20 protein-coding genes are annotated in these 20,486 nt (G+C 67.7%); 16 read left to right on the top strand and 4 right to left on the bottom strand.

Features of this window, described 5'->3' with window-relative positions; translation table 11 throughout:
- Nucleotides 1-90 precede the first annotated feature (90 nt).
- Nucleotides 91-1,185 carry a GSCFA domain-containing protein gene (locus Q0480_RS16890; protein ID WP_299134705.1) on the top strand — a complete coding sequence of 365 codons (1,095 nt, stop codon included), beginning with the start codon at nt 91-93 and terminating at the stop codon, nt 1,183-1,185.
- Complete coding sequence (locus Q0480_RS16885) at nt 1,182-2,021, top strand: hypothetical protein (RefSeq protein ID WP_299134703.1); 840 nt, start codon at nt 1,182-1,184, stop codon at nt 2,019-2,021. The genes Q0480_RS16890 and Q0480_RS16885 overlap by 4 nt, the downstream gene beginning before the upstream one ends.
- A gap of 50 nt (nt 2,022-2,071) precedes the next feature.
- Here Q0480_RS16885 and Q0480_RS16880 read toward each other — a convergent pair whose 3' ends face one another.
- Complete coding sequence (locus Q0480_RS16880; RefSeq protein WP_299134701.1) at nt 2,072-4,015, bottom strand: transglycosylase domain-containing protein; 1,944 nt, start codon at nt 4,013-4,015, stop codon at nt 2,072-2,074.
- A 364-nt stretch (nt 4,016-4,379) separates the two neighbouring features.
- Here Q0480_RS16880 and Q0480_RS16875 point away from each other — a divergent pair, with 364 nt between their 5' ends.
- The 9 genes from Q0480_RS16875 to Q0480_RS16835 all read left to right on the top strand — a co-directional run bounded on the left by Q0480_RS16875 (nt 4,380) and on the right by Q0480_RS16835 (nt 13,383).
- Complete coding sequence (locus Q0480_RS16875; protein ID WP_299134745.1) at nt 4,380-4,718, top strand: P-II family nitrogen regulator; 339 nt, start codon at nt 4,380-4,382, stop codon at nt 4,716-4,718.
- A gap of 28 nt (nt 4,719-4,746) precedes the next feature.
- Nucleotides 4,747-6,096 (top strand): ammonium transporter, encoded by a 1,350-nt coding sequence (locus Q0480_RS16870; protein ID WP_299134700.1) that lies wholly within the window; start codon nt 4,747-4,749, stop codon nt 6,094-6,096.
- A gap of 177 nt (nt 6,097-6,273) precedes the next feature.
- Nucleotides 6,274-8,070: an adenine deaminase gene (gene ade / locus Q0480_RS16865; RefSeq protein ID WP_299134699.1), complete on the top strand. Its 1,797-nt coding sequence runs from the start codon at nt 6,274-6,276 to the stop codon at nt 8,068-8,070.
- A 13-nt stretch (nt 8,071-8,083) separates the two neighbouring features.
- Nucleotides 8,084-9,574, top strand: coding sequence for an AMP nucleosidase (locus Q0480_RS16860; RefSeq protein ID WP_299134698.1), 1,491 nt, complete (start codon nt 8,084-8,086; stop codon nt 9,572-9,574).
- A 179-nt stretch (nt 9,575-9,753) separates the two neighbouring features.
- Nucleotides 9,754-10,044 (top strand): HU family DNA-binding protein, encoded by a 291-nt coding sequence (locus tag Q0480_RS16855; protein ID WP_299134743.1) that lies wholly within the window; start codon nt 9,754-9,756, stop codon nt 10,042-10,044.
- A 67-nt stretch (nt 10,045-10,111) separates the two neighbouring features.
- The gene (locus Q0480_RS16850; RefSeq protein WP_299134697.1) at nt 10,112-11,002 is read left to right on the top strand and encodes a DMT family transporter; all 891 of its coding nucleotides are present in this window, start codon (nt 10,112-10,114) and stop codon (nt 11,000-11,002) included.
- Nucleotides 11,003-11,066: 64 nt separating this feature from the next.
- Entirely contained in the window at nt 11,067-12,080 is a 1,014-nt protein-coding gene (gene cobT, locus Q0480_RS16845) for a nicotinate-nucleotide--dimethylbenzimidazole phosphoribosyltransferase (protein ID WP_299134696.1), read from the top strand.
- Complete coding sequence (cobS, locus tag Q0480_RS16840; protein ID WP_299134695.1) at nt 12,077-12,874, top strand: adenosylcobinamide-GDP ribazoletransferase; 798 nt, start codon at nt 12,077-12,079, stop codon at nt 12,872-12,874. Before cobT ends, cobS begins: the two co-directional genes overlap by 4 nt.
- Nucleotides 12,875-12,900: 26 nt before the next feature.
- Nucleotides 12,901-13,383: a histidine phosphatase family protein gene (locus Q0480_RS16835; protein ID WP_299134693.1), complete on the top strand. Its 483-nt coding sequence runs from the start codon at nt 12,901-12,903 to the stop codon at nt 13,381-13,383.
- 100 nt (nt 13,384-13,483) lie between these two features.
- Here Q0480_RS16835 and Q0480_RS16830 read toward each other — a convergent pair whose 3' ends face one another.
- The gene (locus Q0480_RS16830) at nt 13,484-13,999 is read right to left on the bottom strand and encodes a hypothetical protein (protein ID WP_299134691.1); all 516 of its coding nucleotides are present in this window, start codon (nt 13,997-13,999) and stop codon (nt 13,484-13,486) included.
- 402 nt (nt 14,000-14,401) lie between these two features.
- On the opposite strand from Q0480_RS16830, the gene Q0480_RS16825 reads away from it, so the two are divergent.
- Together Q0480_RS16825 and Q0480_RS16820 are read left to right on the top strand one after the other, a co-directional pair.
- Complete coding sequence (locus tag Q0480_RS16825; protein WP_299134689.1) at nt 14,402-15,946, top strand: CYTH and CHAD domain-containing protein; 1,545 nt, start codon at nt 14,402-14,404, stop codon at nt 15,944-15,946.
- Between the two features lie 95 nt (nt 15,947-16,041).
- Nucleotides 16,042-16,728, top strand: coding sequence for a D-lyxose/D-mannose family sugar isomerase (locus Q0480_RS16820; protein ID WP_299134688.1), 687 nt, complete (start codon nt 16,042-16,044; stop codon nt 16,726-16,728).
- 82 nt (nt 16,729-16,810) lie between these two features.
- On the opposite strand, the gene Q0480_RS16815 is transcribed toward Q0480_RS16820, so the two are convergent.
- Nucleotides 16,811-17,575, bottom strand: a complete 765-nt coding sequence (locus tag Q0480_RS16815; protein ID WP_299134687.1) for a Bax inhibitor-1/YccA family protein — start codon at nt 17,573-17,575, stop codon at nt 16,811-16,813.
- Nucleotides 17,576-17,997: 422 nt separating this feature from the next.
- On the opposite strand from Q0480_RS16815, the gene Q0480_RS16810 reads away from it, so the two are divergent.
- Complete coding sequence (locus tag Q0480_RS16810) at nt 17,998-18,312, top strand: hypothetical protein (RefSeq protein ID WP_299134686.1); 315 nt, start codon at nt 17,998-18,000, stop codon at nt 18,310-18,312.
- Here Q0480_RS16810 and phaR read toward each other — a convergent pair.
- Nucleotides 18,299-18,880, bottom strand: a complete 582-nt coding sequence (gene phaR / locus Q0480_RS16805; protein ID WP_299134685.1) for a polyhydroxyalkanoate synthesis repressor PhaR — start codon at nt 18,878-18,880, stop codon at nt 18,299-18,301. The genes Q0480_RS16810 and phaR overlap by 14 nt on opposite strands.
- A gap of 114 nt (nt 18,881-18,994) precedes the next feature.
- Here phaR and Q0480_RS16800 point away from each other — a divergent pair, with 114 nt between their 5' ends.
- A complete protein-coding gene (locus Q0480_RS16800; RefSeq protein ID WP_299134683.1) occupies nt 18,995-19,195 on the top strand; it encodes a hypothetical protein in 201 nt (66 codons plus the stop codon).
- Nucleotides 19,192-20,463, top strand: coding sequence for an alpha/beta fold hydrolase (locus Q0480_RS16795; protein ID WP_299134681.1), 1,272 nt, complete (start codon nt 19,192-19,194; stop codon nt 20,461-20,463). The genes Q0480_RS16800 and Q0480_RS16795 overlap by 4 nt, the downstream gene beginning before the upstream one ends.
- Nucleotides 20,464-20,486 lie beyond the last annotated feature (23 nt).

The raw sequence follows: 20,486 nt of genomic DNA, 5'->3' as shown, positions 1-20,486 counted from the left end.
GCGGCATCGGCGTTGACAACAAACACCCGCGATGACAATCGGGATACAATATCGTGACCGCGGGAAAGGGTGCCAATGGACGGTAACTTGATGCCTTCCTTCGACAAGATCGCCAACGGCCAGGTCGGAGGGGCGCGGAAGAAGCCGGACACCTCTCCCTACGCCAGTCTCGACGATACCAAGTTCTGGCGCACCGGCGTCGCGGAGACCAATCCGCTGATCATGCACGGCCTCTATAGGAAGCGGTTCGAGATCACGCAGGACGACTGGATCGCGACCGCGGGCAGTTGCTTTGCCCAGCATATCGCCGCCAATTTCCGCGCCCGCGGCTTTCGCGTTCTCGACAAGGAGCGGGCGCCGGCGTCCAAGGATCCGGAGCTCGCCAAGGCCTTTGGCTACGGCGTCTATTCCGCGCGCTATGCCAATATCTACACCGTGCGCCAGTTGCTCGAACTCCTCCGTGAGGCGACGGCGGAGAAGCCCTGGCCGGTGCTGGTCTGGGAGAAGGACGGGCGCTATTACGACGCGCTGCGGCCCGGGGTCGAGCCGAACGGCCTTGCCACGCGCCGGGAGGTGGTCGTGCATCGCGCGGCGCATCTCGCGCGGGTGCGCCAGGTCTTCCGGCAGACCCGCGTCTTCGTCTTCACCATGGGCCTGACCGAGGCATGGGTCGATACCAAGGCGGGGCGCACCCTGCCGACTTGTCCGGGCACCATCGCCGGCACCTTCGATTCCTCGATCCATGCCTTCAAGAACTTCAACTACGAGGAAATCATCGCGGACTATCGGACCTTTCATGCCGAGCTCGCGAAGTTCAATCCCGGTGTGCGCCACCTGATTACCGTCTCGCCGGTACCACTGACCGCGACCGCCGCCGATCAGCATGTGCTGGTGGCGACGATGTATTCGAAATCGGTGCTGCGCGCGGTGGCGGGCCAGCTCTACGCCGAGTTCGAGGATCTCGATTATTTCCCGTCCTACGAAATCATCGCGGCGCATCCGTCGCGCGGTTTCTTCTTCGAGGGTAACCTGCGGTCGGTCAGCCCGGCCGGGGTCGAGACCGTGATGCGCACCTTCTTCGACGAGCACGCGGCCGCCACGTCCGGCGATCCGCGCCGCGCGCGGCGCAAGGCGGCCGAGGATGTCCAGTGCGAGGAAGCGCTTCTGGAGGCGTTCAAGCCATGAGCCCGGTCAATCGCCTCTGCTTCATCGGCAACTCGCACCTCGCCTGCGTCAAGCTTGCCATAGACGCGGACCGGTCGGCGCTCCTCGCGCGCTCGGTCGATTATTTCGCCGGCTCCGGCTATCTCATGGACAAGTTCCATCTGGTCGACGGCCATTTCCTGACCACGGACGACGCGTATCTGCTGACGCAGATGACCTCTACCTCGGCGGGTCGGGACCGGATCGACATGCGCGAGTACGACGCTTTCGTCATGGTCGGGCTCGGCATCGAATATCGCGATCTTTTCCAGCTCTTCCGCATGCATTGCCTCGCATCCGACCGCAAGCTGAGCGCCGGGCGCGAGGTGATCAGCGACTCCTTCTTCACCGAGTTTCTGGCCCGGGCCTATCGCAACCGGGCAGGCTACGGCCTCACGCGGCTCATTCGGACTGCGAGCCCGGCGCCGGTCATCTTCCTGTCTTCGCCCTATCCGTCGGAGACGATCATCGGCGACAAGGTGAACGCGCACCTGCGCAAGCTGCGTGGCACGTCCTATTTCGGTGATCTGGTCGATTTCTTCGTCCAGTGCGCCGATTCCGCCGCGGCTTCCGTCGGGGCGATGTTCATCCCGCAGAGCGACGACACGCTGGCCGCGCCAGGCTTCACCAGGGAGGCGCTGAATCACCGCGCGGTAGGCCTCGCCCCGCCGAAAGTCACGCGGGCGGAGAACTGGCACCGCGAAAAATCCACCGCCGACCCATGGCATATGAATGCCGAGTTCGGCGCCGCGCGGCTGCGCGACATCGCCGCCGCGCTCGACGTGGTCTTCTCGGCGCCCATGCGGCAGGGCGCCTGAGGCCGCGCGATCCAGCGAGCGGTCGCCATTCGACGGCGGTCGCCCGGAGATCAGTTGCGGCCGAAGAGGCCGCCGAGCACACTCTTGAACACCGACTCGACCGCGTCGCCGACGTTCTGCACGACTTCGACCGGGTTCGGCCCGGGCTGGCGGGCGACGGGCGGCGTCGGGACGATCATCGGCAGCGGCCGCGTCGGCATGCCGTCTTCGATCCGCAGCATGGTCTCCCGCCAGATCTCGGCGGGCAGTCCGCCGCCGGTCACGCCCCGGAGCGGCGTATTGTCGTCGTAGCCCATCCAGACGCCGGTCACGTAATCTCCGGTGAAGCCGATGAACCAGGCGTCGCGCGCGGCCTGGGTGGTGCCGGTCTTGCCGGCGGCCGGGCGCTCGCCGAGGCTGGCACGGGTGCCGGTGCCGCGCTCGATCACCTGGGTCATCATCCAGGTCAGTTGTCCGGCCGCGCGCTCGTCGAGGACGCGGCGGGGGGCGGCGCCGTCCCCGGCCATCAGTTGGCCGCCGTCCGATTTCAGGCGGATCTCGCGCATGCCGTGGGGCAGGGCGCGCACGCCGCCATTCAGGATGCCGGCGTAGGCGCCGGTCATTTCGAGCAGCGTCGCCTCGGAAGTGCCGAGCGCCAGCGCCGGGCCGTCGGCGATGGGGGACGTGACTCCGAGGTCCTCGGCCACGGCGCGCACCCGGGCGCGGCCGGTGGCCTCGGACACGCGGACGGTGGCGGTGTTGATGGATTTCGCCAGCGCGTCGGCCAGGGTGATCTGGCCCAGATATTCGCGGCTGTAGTTCTGCGGCGACCAGGGGCCGGAGCCGGGGACATTGAGGGTCAGCGGCGCGTCGAGCACCGGGTCGAAGGGATTGGCACCCGCCTGCAGCGCGGCGGCGAAGACGAAGGTCTTGAACAGCGAACCGGTCTGGCGCCGGGCCTGGGTCGCCCGGTTGAACTCGCCATCGCTGCCGCCGAGATCGCGGCCGCCGATCATCGCCCGCACAGCCCCGTCGCGCGACAGCACGACCACGGCGGCCTGGGCGTTCGAGCCTTCCTTCACCTTGTTCTCGAACACATGGCGCAGGCCCGCCTCGGCCGCGCGCTGCACGCGCGGATCGAAGGTGGTCAGCACCTCGACGTCCTCGGTCGTGGAGCGGGTGAGAAAGTCCGGCCCGGAGGACATGACCCAGTCGGCGAATTCACCGCCGGCCCTGGCCGCCGCCGCCCGTGACAGCACGGCCGGATGCGCCCGCGCCTCGGCCGCCTGACGCGCGGTCAGATAGCCCTGCTCCTCCATCAGCCCGACGATGACCTCGGCGCGCCGCTGCGAGCGGTCGAGATTGTTGGTGGGCGCGAACTTGGACGGCGCGCGCAGCAGACCGGCGAGCATGGCGGCCTCGGCCGGGTTCACTTCCGCGGCGGACTTGCCGAAATAGCGCTGGGCGGCGGCTTCGAAGCCGGTGGCGCCGGCGCCGAGATAGGCGCGGTTGAGATAGATCGACAGGATCTCGTTCTTGGAGAATTTCAGTTCAAGCGCCAGCGCCGCCGGGATCTCCTTGATCTTGCGTTCCAGCGTGCGGTTGTTGTCGAAATAGAGCAGCTTCGCCACCTGCTGGGTGATCGAGGAGCCGCCCTGAACCGACGTGCCGGCGCGCAGATTGACCAGAAGCGCGCGCAGCGTCCCGCGCAGATCGACGCCGAAATGCCAGTAAAAGCGGCGATCCTCGGTCGCGACGATGGCGTTCACCAGATGCGGCGAGACCTCGTCGGCGCGGATCAGGCCCATCTGCTGGCCGCGCCAGGCGAAAACGTCGCCATTCGCGTCGATCAGTGTCACCGAGCCTTCGTCGCGCCCGTCGAGCAGTTCCTCCGCCGGAGGCAGGCGCGCGGAGTAATAGGCGACCCCGACCGCGAGAGCCAAGGCGCCGACGATGGCGACGCGCAGCCCGACCCACCAGAAGACCCGGAAGGTCTTCCTGAAGATCCCCCGCAATATGCGCTCGGATCGACCAAGCCGGGGCTTGGCCTTTTTGCGTCGATTGCCCGTCTGGGCCATGTCGGTGGTCGCCTGCTCGTTGTTTTGCACGGACGGTACTAAGAAATCGACGTTGGCGCCAGCGGTTTGCCGCCGCCCGGCGTTCACGGGTCCGCGCGAAATTTGCTCAAATAATGAGCAGTCGTTAGCGAAGAGTTAAGATTTGCCCAAGATTACCCCAGCGTTGAAATTGCATGCAGCGATCTGGAACGGTTACGCCAGTGATTTCAGTTGGATGCGGCATACCCTGTTGAGTGGCACGGATATTGCATATCCACATTCGTCGCGTCCTGCGCCGCCGGAACAAATGAGCGAGGAACTCATGAAACTGATCATAGCCGTCATCAAACCCTTCAAGCTCGAGGAGGTGCGAGAGGCGCTCACCGGCATTGGCGTGCAGGGCCTGATGGTATCGGAGGTCAAGGGCTACGGCCGGCAGTCGGGTCATACCGAGATCTACCGAGGCGCCGAGTACGTGGTGAATTTCGTTCCCAAGATCAAGCTGGAGATCGTGATCGCGGACGGCGCGGTGGCGCAGGTCGTCGAGACGCTCGCCGCGACCGCCAAGACCGGCAAGATCGGCGACGGCAAGATTTTTGTTCTGGACGTGCTTCAGGCCCATCGGGTCCGCACTGGCGAAACCGGCGATGATGCGCTCTGAGCGACGGCGCCCTGCAATGAGGAAACAAATGAAAGACGTGCTGAAGCTCTCTCCCTTCGCCTTGCTCGCGACCGCGGGCATCGCCTGCGCGCAGGAAGCGGCGCCCGCCATCGTCGAGACGGTCACCGAGGTCGTGCCGACGGTCGACAAGGGCGACGTGGCCTGGATGCTCACCGCCTCGCTGCTCGTGCTCCTGATGACCGTCCCGGGCCTCGGCCTTTTCTATGGCGGCCTCGTGCGGGCGAAGAACATGCTGTCGGTCCTCATGCAGACCTTCGTGATCTCCTGCGTCATGATGGTTCTCTGGGTCGTCTACGGCTATAGCGTCGCGCTGAACCCGGGCGGCGGCATGGACGCCTTTTTCGGCGGCTTCAGCCGGCTGTTCCTCCAGGGTATCAACGCCGATTCCACGGTCGCGACCTTCACCGACGGCGTGGTGATCCCAGAATTCGTGTTCATCTGCTTCCAGATGACCTTCTTCGCGATCACCCCCGGCCTCATCGTCGGCGGCTTCGCCGAGCGCATGAAATTCAAGGCCGTCCTGCTGTTCACCATTCTCTGGGCCACCCTCGTCTATCTGCCGATCGCCCATATGGTCTGGTACTCCGATGGCTTCCTCTTCCTGCGCGGCGCGCTCGATTTCGCGGGCGGAACGGTTGTCCATATCAACGCCGGTATCGCCGCGCTGGTTGGCGCGATCGTGATCGGCCCGCGCATCGGCTACCGCAAGGAGTCGCACACGCCGCACTCGCTGACCCTCACCATGGTTGGCGGCTCGCTGCTCTGGGTCGGCTGGTTCGGCTTCAATGCCGGGTCCAACCTCGAGGCCAACGGCGGCACCACGCTTGCCATGCTCAACACCTTCGTCGCCACCGCCGGCGCGGCGCTGGGCTGGCTGTTCATCGAATGGACGACCAAGGGCCATCCGTCCCTGCTCGGCGTCGTCTCGGGTGCGATCGCGGGTCTCGTCGCCGTCACCCCGGCCGCCGGCTTCATCGGTCCGGTCGGTGCGATCGTGCTCGGTTTCCTCGTGTCGATCGTCTGCTTCTACTTCTGCTCCACCGTGAAGAACGCCTTGGGCTATGACGACACGCTCGACGTCTTTGGCATCCACGGCGTGGGTGGTATCCTCGGATCGATCGGGACCGGCATCCTGGTCAGCCCCGCGCTCGGCGGCGTCGGAATCGACGGTTACGAGATGGGGCATCAGGTCTGGGTCCAGATCGAGGGCGTGCTGATCACCCTGGGCTGGGGCGGCATCGTCTCCTTCATCCTTTTCAAGATCGTCGATCTGCTGGTCGGCCTGCGCGTCACCTCCGAGGAGGAGCATATGGGGCTCGACCTCACGGATCATGGCGAGCGCGCCTACGCCTACTGATCCGCGCCGGGGGCATCATACCGCCCCCCGCGCGCCAATTCCCCCCCCCAGCGCCGAGCCGCGAGGCTCGCCTGGCGACTGGCCCGGACCGCGAGGTCCGGGCTTTTTCATGTTGAATCTTCGCAACATGCGCGCGGTGGGGGTTGATCGCGGCGCGCGCGCCGGCAGAGTAGCGCCATGACCGATATCCGTCCCTGGCCCGACGTGGCCCCCGCCCTTGTCGAGGTCGCCGCCCGCCGCGCCCCGGCCGACATGGTGATCCGGAACTGCGCCTGGGTGAATGTCCATTCGCGCGAGGTGATCCCCGGCACGGACATTGCCATCAAGTCGGGACGCTTCGCCTATTGCGGCCCGGACGCGGGTCCGATGATCGGGCCCGATACCCGCGTGATCGAGGCGGGCGGGCGGTTCCTGATCCCCGGCCTCTGCGACGGGCACATGCATGTCGAGAGCGGCATGCTGACCGTTGGGCAGTTCGCCCGCGCGGTGATACCACATGGCACCACCACGATGTTCGTCGATCCGCACGAGGTCGCGAACGTGCTTGGCCTCCAGGGTGTGCGGCTGATGCATGACGAGGCGCGGATCCAGCCGATCAATGTCTATGTCCAGATGCCGTCCTGCGCGCCTTCGGCGCCGGGCCTCGAGACCACGGGCGCCGAACTCGGCCCCGCCGACGTGGCGGAGGCGATGCTCTGGCCGAACATCATCGGCCTCGGCGAGATGATGAACTATCCGGCCGTCGTCGCCGGCGATGCGAGCATGCTCGGTGAGATCGCCGCCACCCAGCGCGCCGGCAAGGTCGTCGGCGGGCACTATGCCAGCCCCGATCTCACCGATTTTCCGGCCTATGTCGCCGCGGGGCCCGCCGACGACCACGAGGGCACGCGCGAATCCGACGCCATCGCCCGGGTCCGCCAGGGGATGCGCGCGATGTTGCGGCTCGGCAGCGCCTGGTACGACGTGAAGGCGCAGATCACGGCGGTGACGGAAAAGGGCCTCGATCCGCGCAACTTCGTGCTCTGCACCGACGATTGCCATTCCGGCACGCTGGTCAACGAGGGGCATATGAACCGCGTCGTGCGGCATGCGATCGCCTGCGGCCTCGATCCACTGGTGGCGCTGCAGATGGCGACGATCAATACCGCGACGCATTTCGGGCTGGAGCGCGAGCTCGGCTCGATCACGCCCGGCCGCCGCGCCGATTGCGTGCTGACCTCGGACCTCGTGACGCTGCCGATCGAGACGGTGGTCGCTCACGGCGAGATCGTGGCCGAGCGCGGCGTTTGCCTCGTCCCGCCGACGAGCTTCGCCTGGCCGGAAGCCTCGCGCCGCACCGTCAACATGGCCCGCGACCTCGACGCGGCGGATTTCGAGATCGCAGCGCCGGCGGGTGCCAACCGGGTACGCGCGCGAGTGATCGGCGTCGTCGAGAACCAGGCTCCGACCAAGGCGCTGGAAGCCGAGCTGGAAGTGACCGACGGGCTGGTCGAGGGCGACGCCGCCGCCGACATCTGCCAGATCGCGCTGGTCGAGCGTCACCGCGCCACCGGGCATGTGACGAACGGTTTCGTCTCGGGCTTTCGCTACGCCGTGCCCTGCGCGGTGGCCTCGACCGTCGCGCATGACAGCCATCACATGATCGTCGTCGGCACTTCGCGCGCCGATATGGCGCTGGCGGCGAACCATCTGCGCGCGCTTGGCGGCGGGGTGACGGTCTGGCGCGAGGGGCGCGAGCTCGCCTCCGTGCCGCTGCCGATCGCCGGGCTGATGTCGGACGCCGCCCCGCGGGAGGTGGCGGCGGCGGCCGAGGCGATGGTCACCGCGATGCGTGACTGTGGCTGCGACGTGAATAATGCGTATATGCAGCATTCCCTGCTGGCGCTGGTCGTGATTCCCGAGTTGCGGATCTCCGATCTCGGTCTGATCGACGTCACGCGGTTCGAGAAGACCGAGCTTTTCGTTGGCCGGTGAGGAGGAGCGAGCAATGTGTCCCCAGGGTCCGCTGTCGGAACTGCCCGTCATCTCGCCCGAGCCGGAGGGGGACCGGCTGTTCAACGACGCCGCCGAGGCGGTCGCCGACCTGCGCCGGCGCTACGATGTCGCCACCCGCTTCCTGCGCGAGCATTTCACCAAGGTGATGAAAGGCGCGGTGCAAAAAGGCCGCTACCGCGCCTTCTATCCGCAGGTCAGCGTGACCACCGGCAGCTTTGCCAAGGTCGACAGCCGCCTCTCCTTCGGTCACGTGACCGAACCCGGAACCTATGCGACGACGATCACCCGCCCCGATCTGTTCCAGGGCTACCTGACCCAGCAGATAGGGCTCCTGATCCAGAACCACGGGATGCCCGTGCGGATCGGCACCTCCGACACGGCCATCCCGCTGCATTTCGCGATGGCCGAAGGCGCGCATGTTGAAGGCTCGATCGAGGATACGCTGCACCGGCCGCTGCGCGATCTCTTCGATGTGCCGGACCTGAACACCACCGACGACCATATCGTCAACGGCAAGGGCCGGCCGACGGCGGAGGGCGCGCGGGCGCTCGCGCCGTTCACGGCCCAACGGGTGGACTATTCGCTGGCCCGCCTCGCGCACTATACCGCGACCAGCCCGGCGCATTTCCAGAACCATGTGCTCTTCACCAACTACCAGTTCTACATGGACGAGTTCGTGGAATTCGCGCGCCTGGCACTGGCCGATCCGGCGTCCGGCTACGAGAGCCTGATCGAGCCCGGAAATCTCGTGACCAGCCGCGACAGCACGCCCTCGGCACCGCCGCCGAAAAGCCCGCAGATGCCGACCTATCACCTGACCCGCCCGAACCAGTCGGGCATCACGATGGTCAATATCGGCATCGGCCCCTCGAATGCGAAGACCATCACCGACCATATCGCGGTGCTGCGGCCGCATGTCTGGCTGATGCTCGGCCATTGCGCGGGACTGCGCAACAGCCAGTCGCTCGGCGACTATGTCCTGGCGCACGGCTATATGCGCGAGGATCACGTGCTGGACGACGACCTGCCGATCTGGGTGCCGATCCCGGCGCTCGCCGAGGTGCAGGTGGCGCTCGAGGAGGCGGTGGCACTGGTCACCGGCCTGACCGGCTACGAGTTGAAGAAGATCATGCGCACCGGCACGGTCGCCACCATCGACAACCGCAACTGGGAGCTGCGCGACCAGTCCGGCCCGGTGGCGCGGCTAAGTCAGGCGCGCGCCATCGCGCTCGACATGGAAAGTGCCACCATCGCCGCCAACGGCTTCCGCTTCCGCGTGCCCTACGGCACGCTGCTCTGCGTGAGCGACAAGCCGCTGCATGGCGAGCTGAAGCTTCCCGGCATGGCGACGGCCTTCTACAAGCGCCAGGTGGCGCAGCATCTCCAGATCGGCGTAAGGGCCCTGGAATCCTTGCGGGACATGCCGCTCGAGAAGATGCATTCCCGCAAACTGCGCAGCTTCGACGAGACTGCGTTCCTGTAGCGTTCCTATCGGATTGCGAGAAGATTTTATGCAACAGTCGCCCACTGATTGCACTTTCTTCACCAAGGACAGGTTTCGCGGCCGATTCGGTGATTGAGTTTCCAACGGCGAGCCGCTTTAGTGCCCTTCCGGCGCGGGGTCGCGCGCCGATGGACGCGAGGCTCGACAGGGAAATCAAGATGACACAAAAGCCCATGACAAAAACGCAGCTGGTCGCTGCCATCGCCGAGACCGCCGCCTTGGACAAGGCCAGCGCGAACCGCGCGCTCGATGCGCTGGCCGAGATCGTGACGAAGGAGGTCGCGTCCGGTGGCGCGGTCAATCTGCCCGGCCTTGGCAAGTTCGCCTGCCGTGCGCGGCCCGAGCGCACGGTGCGAAATCCATCGACCGGCGAGCGGATGCAGAAGCCAGCCGATCGCGTCGCCAAGGTGACGATCGCCAAGCAATTGAAGGACGTCATCAACGCCTGATCCGCGGGGATGACGACGCCATCAGGCCGCGCCGTCGCGCGGCCTGTGTCGTTTCGGGGGGATCATCATGGATTGGCGGGCGCTGGCGCTCGGGATCGCTTTCGTCGTGATGTGGAGCTCGGCCTTCACCTCGGCGCATATCGTCGTCGCCCATGCGCCGCCGTTCATCGCCCTGTCCGTCCGGTTCCTGATCTCGGGTCTGCTGGCGCTCGGCATCGGGCTGGCCACGGGACAGCGCATCCATCTCACCCGCGCGCAATGGGGCGCGGTGGTGATCTTCGGTCTCTGCCAGAACGCGCTCTATCTCGGTCTGAATTTCGAGGCGATGCGCACCATCGACGCCAGCCTCGCCGCCGTGATCGCGAGCCTCCTGCCGCTGATGGTCGCGGGGCTCGGCCGGATGTTTCTCGGTGAGCGGCTGTCGTTCCTCGGTCTCGCCGGACTGGTGGCCGGGTTCGGCGGGGTACTCGTGGTGATGTCGGCGCGCCTCGGCCATGGCGCCGATGTCTTCGGCGTCGCGCTCTGCCTCGTCGGCGTGCTGGCGCTCAGCATTGCGACCCTGGTGGTGCGGGGCGCGTCGAGCGGCGGCAATCTCTGGATCATCGTCGGGTTGCAGATGCTGGTCGGCTGCGTCGCGCTGTTCCCGGTCGCCTGGCTGCTGGAGGACTGGACAGTCCGATGGACCGCCTCGCTCGGCTGGGCCTTCCTCTATACCGTGCTGTTTCCCGGGGTCGCCGCCACCATGATCTGGTTCGTGCTCGTCGGCCGGATCGGCGCGACGCGCGCCTCGACCTTTCATTTCCTCAACCCGTTCTTCGGCCTCGCCACCGCCGCCCTGATCCTCGGCGAACCCGTGACCACGCGGGATCTGATCGGCGTCGCAATCATCATGGCCGGCATTCTCGCCGTCCAACTCTCGCGCCTGACCCCGGGCGGACCGACGGCGCCGCGGGCCTGAGCGTCGGTTGCGCCCGGGCCGGGGGGCGGGTAACGGTAGCGCCGGGCGGCTTTCGAGGGAGCACATGGCACGAGACGGGGACGATCTGGAGACGGCGATCCGGCGGGCGATCGACGGCAAGACAAAGCCGGTCGGCGCGCTCGGGCGGATCGAGGATCTCGCCGCGGCGATCGCCCGCGCGCGGCGCACGGTAGCGCCGCGGATCGAGGGTTGCTCTCTCACCATCTTCGCCGCCGATCACGGCGTCGCCGCGGAGGGCGTCTCGGCCTATCCCCAGGCGGTGACGCGTCAGATGGTCGGCAATTTCCTCGCCGGTGGCGCGGCTGCGACGGTGATCGCGGCCAGCCTGGGAGTTCCGGTGCGCGTGATCGACGCGGGCGTCGCCGGCACGCCGATCGAGGATCCGCGGCTCATCTCGCGCCGGATCGGGCCCGGTACGGCCTCGTTCCTGCGCGGACCGGCGATGACCGGCGCCGAGCGTGACCGGGCGCTGGAGGAGGGCGGAATGCTCGGCGGCCAGCCGGTCGGCGACGTGGCCGCTTTCGGCGAAATGGGCATCGGCAACACCTCCTCGGCGACGCTGCTCGCGCACCGGCTGACAGGGGTCGACATCGGCGAACTGGTCGGCCCGGGCACGGGTCTCGACGACGTCGGCCTCGCCCGCAAGGCGGCGGTGCTGGCGCGGGCCTCGGCGCGGGTCCCGGGCAAGCTCTCGGCGGGCGAGGCGCTCGCCGAGTTCGGCGGCTTCGAGATTGCCATGATGGCGGGCGCGATGATCGGCGCGGCGCGCGTCGGCAAGCTGGTGCTGGTCGATGGCTTCATTGCGACGTCCGCCGCGCTGGTGGCGGCGGCGCTGGACCCGGCCGTTCGCGGGGCGATGATCTTCGCGCATGTCTCGGCCGAGCCGGGACATGCGCGGGTGCTGGCCTGGATGGGCGCCGACCCGCTGTTGTCGCTCGACATGCGGCTCGGCGAGGGGACCGGCGCGCTGCTCGCCTGGCCGCTGGTCAAGGCGGCGTCGGCCATGCTGTGCGACATGGCGAGTTTCGAGAGCGCCGGGGTCAGCGGAAGACAATGAAACGCTCCAAACCCCGCCGCCACGGTCTCGTCGCGCGTGCGCGCGAGGAGATGATCATCCTCGCCATCGCCACCGCCTTTCTCACCCGTCTGCCGATGCCGCGGCGCGGCTGGACATTGCGCCGCATGGCGGCGACGCCGCGCTGGTATCCCGGCGTCGGGTTGATCATCGGTGTGCTGGTGGCCCTGTTTTACTGGGTCGCGACCGCGCTCTATCCGCCCGTCCTCGCCGCGCTGATCTCCACGGCGGCGGGCCTGCTGATCACCGGCTGCTTTCACGAGGATGGTTTCGCCGACGCCTGCGACGGCCTCGGCGGCGGCACCTCGCGCAGGGAGTCGCTCGAGATCATGCGGGACAGCCGCCTCGGCACCTTTGGCGTCGCGGGGCTCTTCCTCGTGCTCGGCGCCAAGGTGCTGGCGCTCGGCGCGCTGCCGCCGCACGCCGTGCCACTGATCCTGATCGCCGGTCACGCGGCCAGCCGCGCGTCCGCCGTGGTGGTGATCGCGACCAGCCGCTATATCCGGTTCGAGGGCGCGGGTCGTCCGATCGCGCAGGGCCTCGGGCGGCGTGGCCTCGGGCTGGCGCTGCTGGTCGCGGCCCTCGCCCTGCTCGCGGTGCTGTGCGTCGCGCCGATCCTCGCGCTGCTTGGCGGGATCGTTGGCCTGTTCTTCGGCCATGCGCTGATGCGCCTTGTCTTCGAGCGGCGGCTGCGCGGCTATACCGGCGACTGCCTCGGCGCGGTGCAGCAGACGAGCGAGGTCGGCTTCTATCTCGGCCTGCTTGCTTGCCTGTAGTCCTTCTGCGCCACACGCGTCCAGCGGTGGCGGAGGGGGTCTGCTACGGGCGGAGCGATCTGGCGCTCGGCCCTGATTTCGAAGCGGCGGCGAACGCGGCCCTCGCCGCGCTGCCGGCGGTCGCCCGCGTGGTGACCAGCCCGCTCGGCCGCTGCCGCCGGCTGGCCGAGCGGGTCGCGGCGGCGAGAAGCCTTCCGCTCGCCGAGGATGCGCGGCTGATCGAATTCGATTTCGGCGCCTGGGAAGGCCGCCGCTGGACAGACCTGCCGCGGAATGAGCTTGACGCCTGGGCGGCGGACTTTCGAAATGCGCGGCCGCATGGGGGCGAGAGCGTCGCCATGCTCGCGGCGCGGGTGGAGGCGGCGCTGGCCGAGGCGCCAGCCGGTGAACCGCCGCTGCTCTGGGTGACGCATGCCGGTGTGGCGCGGGCCGCCTGCGGCGCGCTGGGCATCGCCGAGGGCTGGGACACCCGCCTCGACTTCGGCGCTTGGCTCGACCTGCGCGGCTAGCGCGATAGCCAACCGGATGGAATCGTTCGGTGCCAAAACTATTGTGTCAAATCAATATGCTGGAGCGGGGCTAGCCGGCCTTGCTGGGTCGGGCCCCGTTTTAGCGCCAGAGCAGGCCCGGCTTCGCGGCCTTGGCCCAGGGGCCGACGATCACGTTCTGCGCGGCGAGTTCGCCCCGCGCCGTCGCGCTGCCGGCCCGGGCCTGATCGAACAGGATCCGGCCATCGCGCGGCTCGGTGGGCTCGACAGCGCTGGCGATCACGTCGCGCATATGGACGAAACCATAGGCCTGTTCGGTCATCGCCGCCGCGTCATAGGTCATCTGGCCGAGCCCGACATAGTGGCGGATCGCGCCGTTCCGCCGCAGGCGATCCTCGAAGAAGGCCGTGGCGATCAGGCATTCGTCGGCGAGGCCGCGCATCGTGTCGCGCGGGGCGTTCTCGTCCATCGCCTTCGCCACCCGCACGGTCAGCCGGTCGACGTGGATCTCGGCGCCGATGAAGCGGGCGAAGGTGATCGACAGATAGGCTTCGAGATTCTCGGTCAGCGGGATACCCGCCTTGGCAATACCGGATTTCACGAAATCCGAGGCGATGCCGAGCGTCGCGTCGTTCATGGCCGCGTCTCCTGTCCGGTCGAGAGGTGCGAGGCGCTCGGCGGGCAAAGCCGCCGGCCTTCGGATCGGTTCCCCTGGACAGGATGCGCCATCTTCACCTCATGCTGGTCGGTCCCGCGGGACCTTGAACGCCTCGACTATATCCGCCATTGGTAAACGCTCCCTGCGCGAGCTTGGTGATGGCCGCGAGGACGGCGATACGCGACCCGGCAGGGCGGCGCGAAGTGAGCGGGTGCGAAAAGGGACGGCGACGCTGCGCGTAGAAATTTCCGGGGCGCGTGAGCGTACTGCCATCGGGTCCAATCACCGGGGAACGCGTTACTGGTCCGAAGTGTATCATGGAATCGTCATTTCCAACAGCGAGCAGCGGGACATGCGGCGAATTGTGGCGAAGCGGACACGATGATCGAGACTGAGCTCAAGTTCACGCTGGACGCGGCGGGCGAGGCGCGGCTTCGGCGCCACGCGGGGCTGGAGGCGATGCGCCTCGCGCCGCGACGGACCCAGGACCTCGTCTCGATCTATTACGACACGCCCGACCAGGCGCTGGCGGCGGCGGGCATGTCGCTGCGGCTGCGCAAGGTCGGGCGGCGCTGGATCCAGACGATCAAGCGCCGGGCCGACGACGCGGGCAACGGCCTCTTCTCGAACCACGAGACCGAATGTCCGGCGCCGGGCGGGCGGCTGGTACCGAGCGGCGCCGATCCCGCGTTCGCCGCCGTGGCCGAAGCGCGGGCCGGCGCCCCGCTGGCGCCGCTCTTCGAGACCCGGGTGCGCCGCACCGTCGAGCGCTTGGGCGCGCCCGGCGGCGGCGAGATCGAGCTGGCGCTCGACCGGGGCACGATCGTCGCCGGCGAACTGACCACGCCGATCCTCGAGGCGGAATTCGAGCTCAAGGCCGGCGATACCGGCGCGGTCTTCGAGGTGGCGCGCGCGCTGTTCGACCAGGGGCCGGTGCGTTTCGCCACGGCCAACAAGTCCGCGCGCGGCTATGCCCTGGCCCGTGGCGCCGCGGTCGACGAGCCGCTGACGGCGCGCACCGCCGGGGCCCTGAAATGCGCACCGTCGGCCAGCGTCGAGACCGTCGCGCGGGATGTGCTGCGCGACTGCTTCGCGCAGATCTCGCGCAACATGGTGGTGGTCGCGGCGTCCGACATGATCGAGGGGCCGCACCAGCTGCGCGTCGGGCTGCGACGCCTCCGCACCGCGCTCGCGGTCTTCTCGCCGAGTTTCGGCGGCGGCGCCACCGAGCCGCTCAACGACGAGGCGCGGCGGTTGGGGCAGGTGGTCAGCGGGCTGCGCGATCTCGATGTGCTGATCGGTGATGTCGCGAATCTGGCGGAACTCGGCCTCGACGACGCGGCGCGCGACGCGCTGCTCGCCGCGTTGCGCGACCTGCGCGAGGGGCGGCGGGCGGAGGTGCGGGCGGCGCTGGCCGCGCCCGAGGCGGTGGGGTTCCTCTTCGATCTCGGCCGCTTCATCGAGGCACGCGGCTGGCTCGCGCCGTCGGACTACGACCAGACAACACGGCTCGCCGCGCCGATCGCCGAGGTGGCGCCCGCCATTCTGGGCAAGCGGCGGCGCAAGGCGATGAAGCTCGGTCGCGACGTGCGGAACCTCGATTCCGAAGGACTGCACACGCTGCGCAAGGAGCTGAAGAAGCTGCGCTACGCCGCCGAAATGTTCGACAGCCTGTTTCCCGCCCGCAAGGTCGGCGTCTATCTGCGCGCGCTGAAGGACATTCAGGACAGCTTCGGCAGCATGACCGACGCCGCGATGGCAGAGGGCTGGCTGACCGGTCCCGACGCGCCCGGACACGGCAGCCCGGACGCGCAGCGCGCGGCCGGCTGGGTGCTCGGCGCCCTCGCCGTCCAGGTACGAGACGACCGCCCGAAGCTGTTCGAGCGTTGGGAACGCCTGGCGAAGGCGGATGCCTTCTGGCCCTGACCGCGCAGCCGCGCCGATCCTCGGCGATCCTGTGGCGCGACGGCAACGCCCGTGTTATCGCAGGGAAAAGCGGTTGAAATCGCACGGGAGGACCAATGAAAAGATCGCAGGTCAACGACATCATCCGCGCGTCGGACGATTTCATCCGCTCCTTCGGCTTCATCCTGCCGCCCTTCGCCTATTGGTCCCCCGACGAGATGCGCGCCCGTCGGGGGAAGATCGCGGGGATCGTCGATGCGCGGCTGGGCTGGGACATCACGGACTACGGCCAGGATCGTTTCGAGCGAATGGGGCTGTTCCTGTTCACCGTCCGCAACGGCTTGGAGGAGGATCTGCGGCGCGGCGGCGGCATGTGCTACGCCGAGAAGATCATGATCTCGCGCAACGAGCAGGTCTCGCCCATGCATCGCCACGTGGTGAAGGCCGAGGATATCATCAACCGGGGCGGCGCCACGCTGGCGCTCAAGCTCTATAATTCCGACGCGGCCGGCCAGATCTGCAAGACATCGGTGGTCGAGGTCGCGACGGACGGTGTGCTGCGCCGGCAGAAGGCGGGCGACGTGCTGCGCCTGAACCCGGGCGAAAGCGTGACGTTGATGCCCGGCAACTGGCACGCTTTCTGGGGCGAGGGCGGTGACGTGCTGATCGGCGAGGTTTCGACCGTCAACAACGACCTCACCGACAATATCTTCGCCGAACCGATCGGCCGCTTCGCCGAGATCGAGGAGGACGAGGAGCCGCTGCGTCTGCTCGTCTCGGACTATCCGAAGTTCCTGGCCTGAAGCGCACCGGTCCGCGGTCACCCTACCAATGAAAAGGGCCGGTGTTTCCACCGGCCCTTGATCCGTCTCGCGAGGTATCCCGTCAGTTCCGGTTGCCGAACAGCTGCAGCAGGAACATGAACATGTTGATGAAGTTGAGATAGAGGCTCAGCGCGCCGAGGATGGCCGACTTGCCGAGGAATTCCTGGCCCTCGGCGGCGCGCAGCTGAAGGTACTGGTTCTTGATCGTCTGCGTGTCATAGGCGGTCAGGCCAGCGAAGATCAGCACGCCGATCACCGAGACGGCGAACTGCAGCGCCGAGGATTGCAGGAAGATATTGACCAGCGACGCCACGATCAGGCCGATCAGGCCCATGAACAGGAACGTGCCCATCCCGGACAGGTCCTTCTTCGTGGTGTAGCCATAGAGGCTGAGGCCCGCGAAGGCGACCGCCGTGACGAAGAAGGTCTGCGCGATCGAGGCGCCGGTGAAGATCGCGAAGATCCAGGAGATCGACAGGCCCATCACCGCCGCGAAGGCCCAGAACAGGAGCTGCAGCGTGCCCTGGCTCATCCGGTTGACGCCCGCCGAAATGGCGAAGACGAAGCCGAGCGGCGCGAACATGACGACCCACTTCAGCGGCGAGGTGAACATCGCCTGCAGCACGCCGACGGGGATGATGGCCGTCGGCTGGCCGGAGGAGGCGCGGACGAAGTCCGTGCCGACGATCCAGGCGACGAGACCCGTGATGACCATGGCGACGGCCATCAGGCCGTAGACACGGTTCATGTGCGACCGCAGACCTTCGTCGATCCGCGCGGTTCCTGCGCCGGCGCCCGTCCGACGGATAGTCTCGTATTCGGCCATTGGGTCCTCCGTGTCAGCCTTGATCCCGCGAGCGCGGGCCAAGTTGGAATATCGGTCAGGCGTGCCCCGGTTTCAACCGGGCGCCGGTTCAAGTCCTCGCGTATATGATAAAATTCATTGGAGAAGTCTACCGGTTCGGCCCCGGCGACGCGGGCATCGCGCAACGGATTGCCTCAGAATCGCGCGGGACGCGGTGTCTCGGTGCCTGGCAACGGATTTCGGGAGCCGCCGTCGGTCAGGACAAGGGGCCGAGACATCCTGCCCCGCTGCCCCGCTGTCCGGCTCGACGGCGACAACCATGCACGACACCGGGTTCACTATTCCGACGGACGGCGGCGTTGAGGAAATCGCAAGGCCTTCGATCGCAACATGCCGTCACGAGGCGCACAGCCACGCCGACGCTATCGGGGGGAACCAGTACCATGAACGACAACCTGACCCGGGCCCTGGTCCTGCTCGTTGCCATCTCCCGGACCCGCAACGCGGACAATCATCTGGAAATCTTCGCGGACGAGGACGGAGAGAATGAACTCGCCGATGAGATCGACCGGTTCATCTCCGCGCAGATCAACGGGTTCGCAGACCAAGGGGATCGCGGCGTGACCGGGCCGAAGCACGGAGGTCGGCCCGCCGTGCCGGGCGGGGCCGGTTCCGGCCGGAGCTCGAAGGGACGCCGCGGATCGAGCGGGTCGGGACCCGCGGCGGGGCTTGTCCCCGCCGTCCTCAATTGTCCTTGACCAGTTTGGCCAGCTGCGACTGCATCACCGCCAGCTGTTCCTTCAATTCCTCGAGCTCGACATCCTTGCGCGGGTTCTTGCCGCCGCCGATCGGTGCCATGCCGGTCGCGAAAGGCGCGAACATCCGCATCGCATTCTCGAACCATTCCATGTTGGTCCGCGCCAGCGCCTCGAAATTCGCCAGCGCCGGATTGGCTTCGAACGCCTTGTGCACCTGTTCGCGCATCGCTTCCTGGTTGCGCGAGAAGGTTTCCATCGAGGCGTCGAGATAGCCTGGCACAAAGCCCTGCAGCGTGTCGCCATAGAGACGGATCAACTGGCGAAGGAAGTTCGCGGGCAGCATCGTCGGCCCCTTGGCTTCCTCCTCGAAGATGATCTGGGCTAGCACGCCGCGGGTGATGTCCTCGCCGGTCTTGGCGTCGTTCACCAGAAAGTCCTGTCCCTCCCGCACCATCTGGGCCAGGTGGTCAAGCGTGACGTAGCTGGATTTTGCCGTGTTGTAGAGCCGCCGATTCGCGTATTTCTTGATGATGATCGGCTCGCCCGCGTTTTCCTGCTTTTCAGTCACGCGCATGTCTCCTAGTGAATGTGCGCTTCGGGGACGTATACCTTATAGCCGGCGCGGCATGCCGCAAAGCAAATATCGCAGATGCGAAAACGCCCGACGGGAGGCGGAACGCGCGTGAGCGAAGTCAGGACACGGCCGGGCGAGACGGCCGACGCTGATAGGGGGCCCGCGGATGACGCGGCGCGGACGGAAGCCGAGCGGGGCGCCGCGCCGGAGCGCGTGCGCGCGGCGGCCTATCTCGATCTCTGGGAGCGGCATGTCGGCGACGCGGCGGCGCATGGCAAGGGAATATCAGCGCTCTGGTTCTCTCGGTGATCGCCGAGGCGGTGGCGGAAATCGTCGCAAGGACGCCGGCCGCCCACCGGATCGGCGAGCCCAGTCCGCTTTCCTTTCACCTTGCCAGCGCGCTCGCCGCCTATGGTCAGGCGCTGCTCGCCGCGCCGCGGGCGAATTCCCCGAGTTTTCCCTGGTCGTCCGAGGAGCGGCGCGCCGCCGCCGCGTTGGGGCCCGACCTCGACCAGATGGAGGTCGCAGCCGAGATCGCGGCGCGGCTGACCGGCATGATCCGCGGCCTCGAGATGTGGCAGTGCCATCCCTACCGCCGCGCGGTCGTCGAGCCGCCGACCATTCTCGGCCTCGGTTGCTCGCGCCTGCTCGACTATGGGGCGGCGCCCGAGGCCGCCGCCCCGGACGGCCCGCCGGTCTTGATGGTGCCGAGCCTGATCAATCGCGCCTATATCCTCGACCTCGAGCCCGGCAGGTCGATGCTGCGCTGGCTGGCCGCGCGGGGCGCGCGGCCGTTCCTGCTCGACTGGGGGCCGCCCGGGCGGTTGGAACTCGGCTTCGATCTTCAGGCCTATGGCGCGCGCCTTCTGGCCGCGCTCGATCATGTCCGGGCACTGACCGGCCGCTCGGTGTCGGTCATGGGCTATTGCATGGGCGGCACGCTCGCCACCGGCCTCGCCGCCTGCCGGCCCGAGGGAATTGCGAGCCTCGTCGCCATCGGCACGCCCTGGGATTTCGCCTCGACCGAGGGCATGGCCGGCGGCTTTCGCGCCATCTTCCGCGCCCTGGGCGCGGCGAAGTCCGAGCGGATGCTGACCGCCCTTGGCGACATCTTCGGCGCGGCGCCGGTATTCCTGTTCCAGGCGCTGTTCGGGGCCGTCAACCCACTCCAGGCAGCGGTCAAGTTCCAGAAGTTCGCGCGACTCGATCCCGAGAGCCCCGAGGCGACGCATTTCGTGGCACTCGAGGACTGGCTCGCCGACGGGATACCGATGCCGGTCGGCGCAGCGAAGGACCTTCTGATCGGCTGGCAGATCCGCAACGAGACGGCGGCCGGCCGCTGGCGCTTCCTTGGTGACCGGGTTGATCCGCGCGCCATCGGGGTGCCGGCCCTCATCGTCTGTGCGCGCAACGACACGATCGCCTCACCGCCGCTGACCGAGCCGCTGGCCGAGCTCATCCCCCGCGGGCACTTGATACGTCCGGCGACCGGCCATGTCGGCATGGTGGTCGGAGGCGGTGCCGCGGATCGCGTCTGGCGGCCGATCGCCGAGTTCCTCGCGAGTCATGCCCGTTGAGCCGGCGTGCGAGGTATGCGAGG

The organism is uncultured Amaricoccus sp. (assembly GCF_937891315.1).
Lineage (GTDB): Bacteria > Pseudomonadota > Alphaproteobacteria > Rhodobacterales > Rhodobacteraceae > Amaricoccus.
Note: the sequence above shows the minus strand (reverse complement) of the source record. Positions and strands in the feature narration are given on the sequence as shown.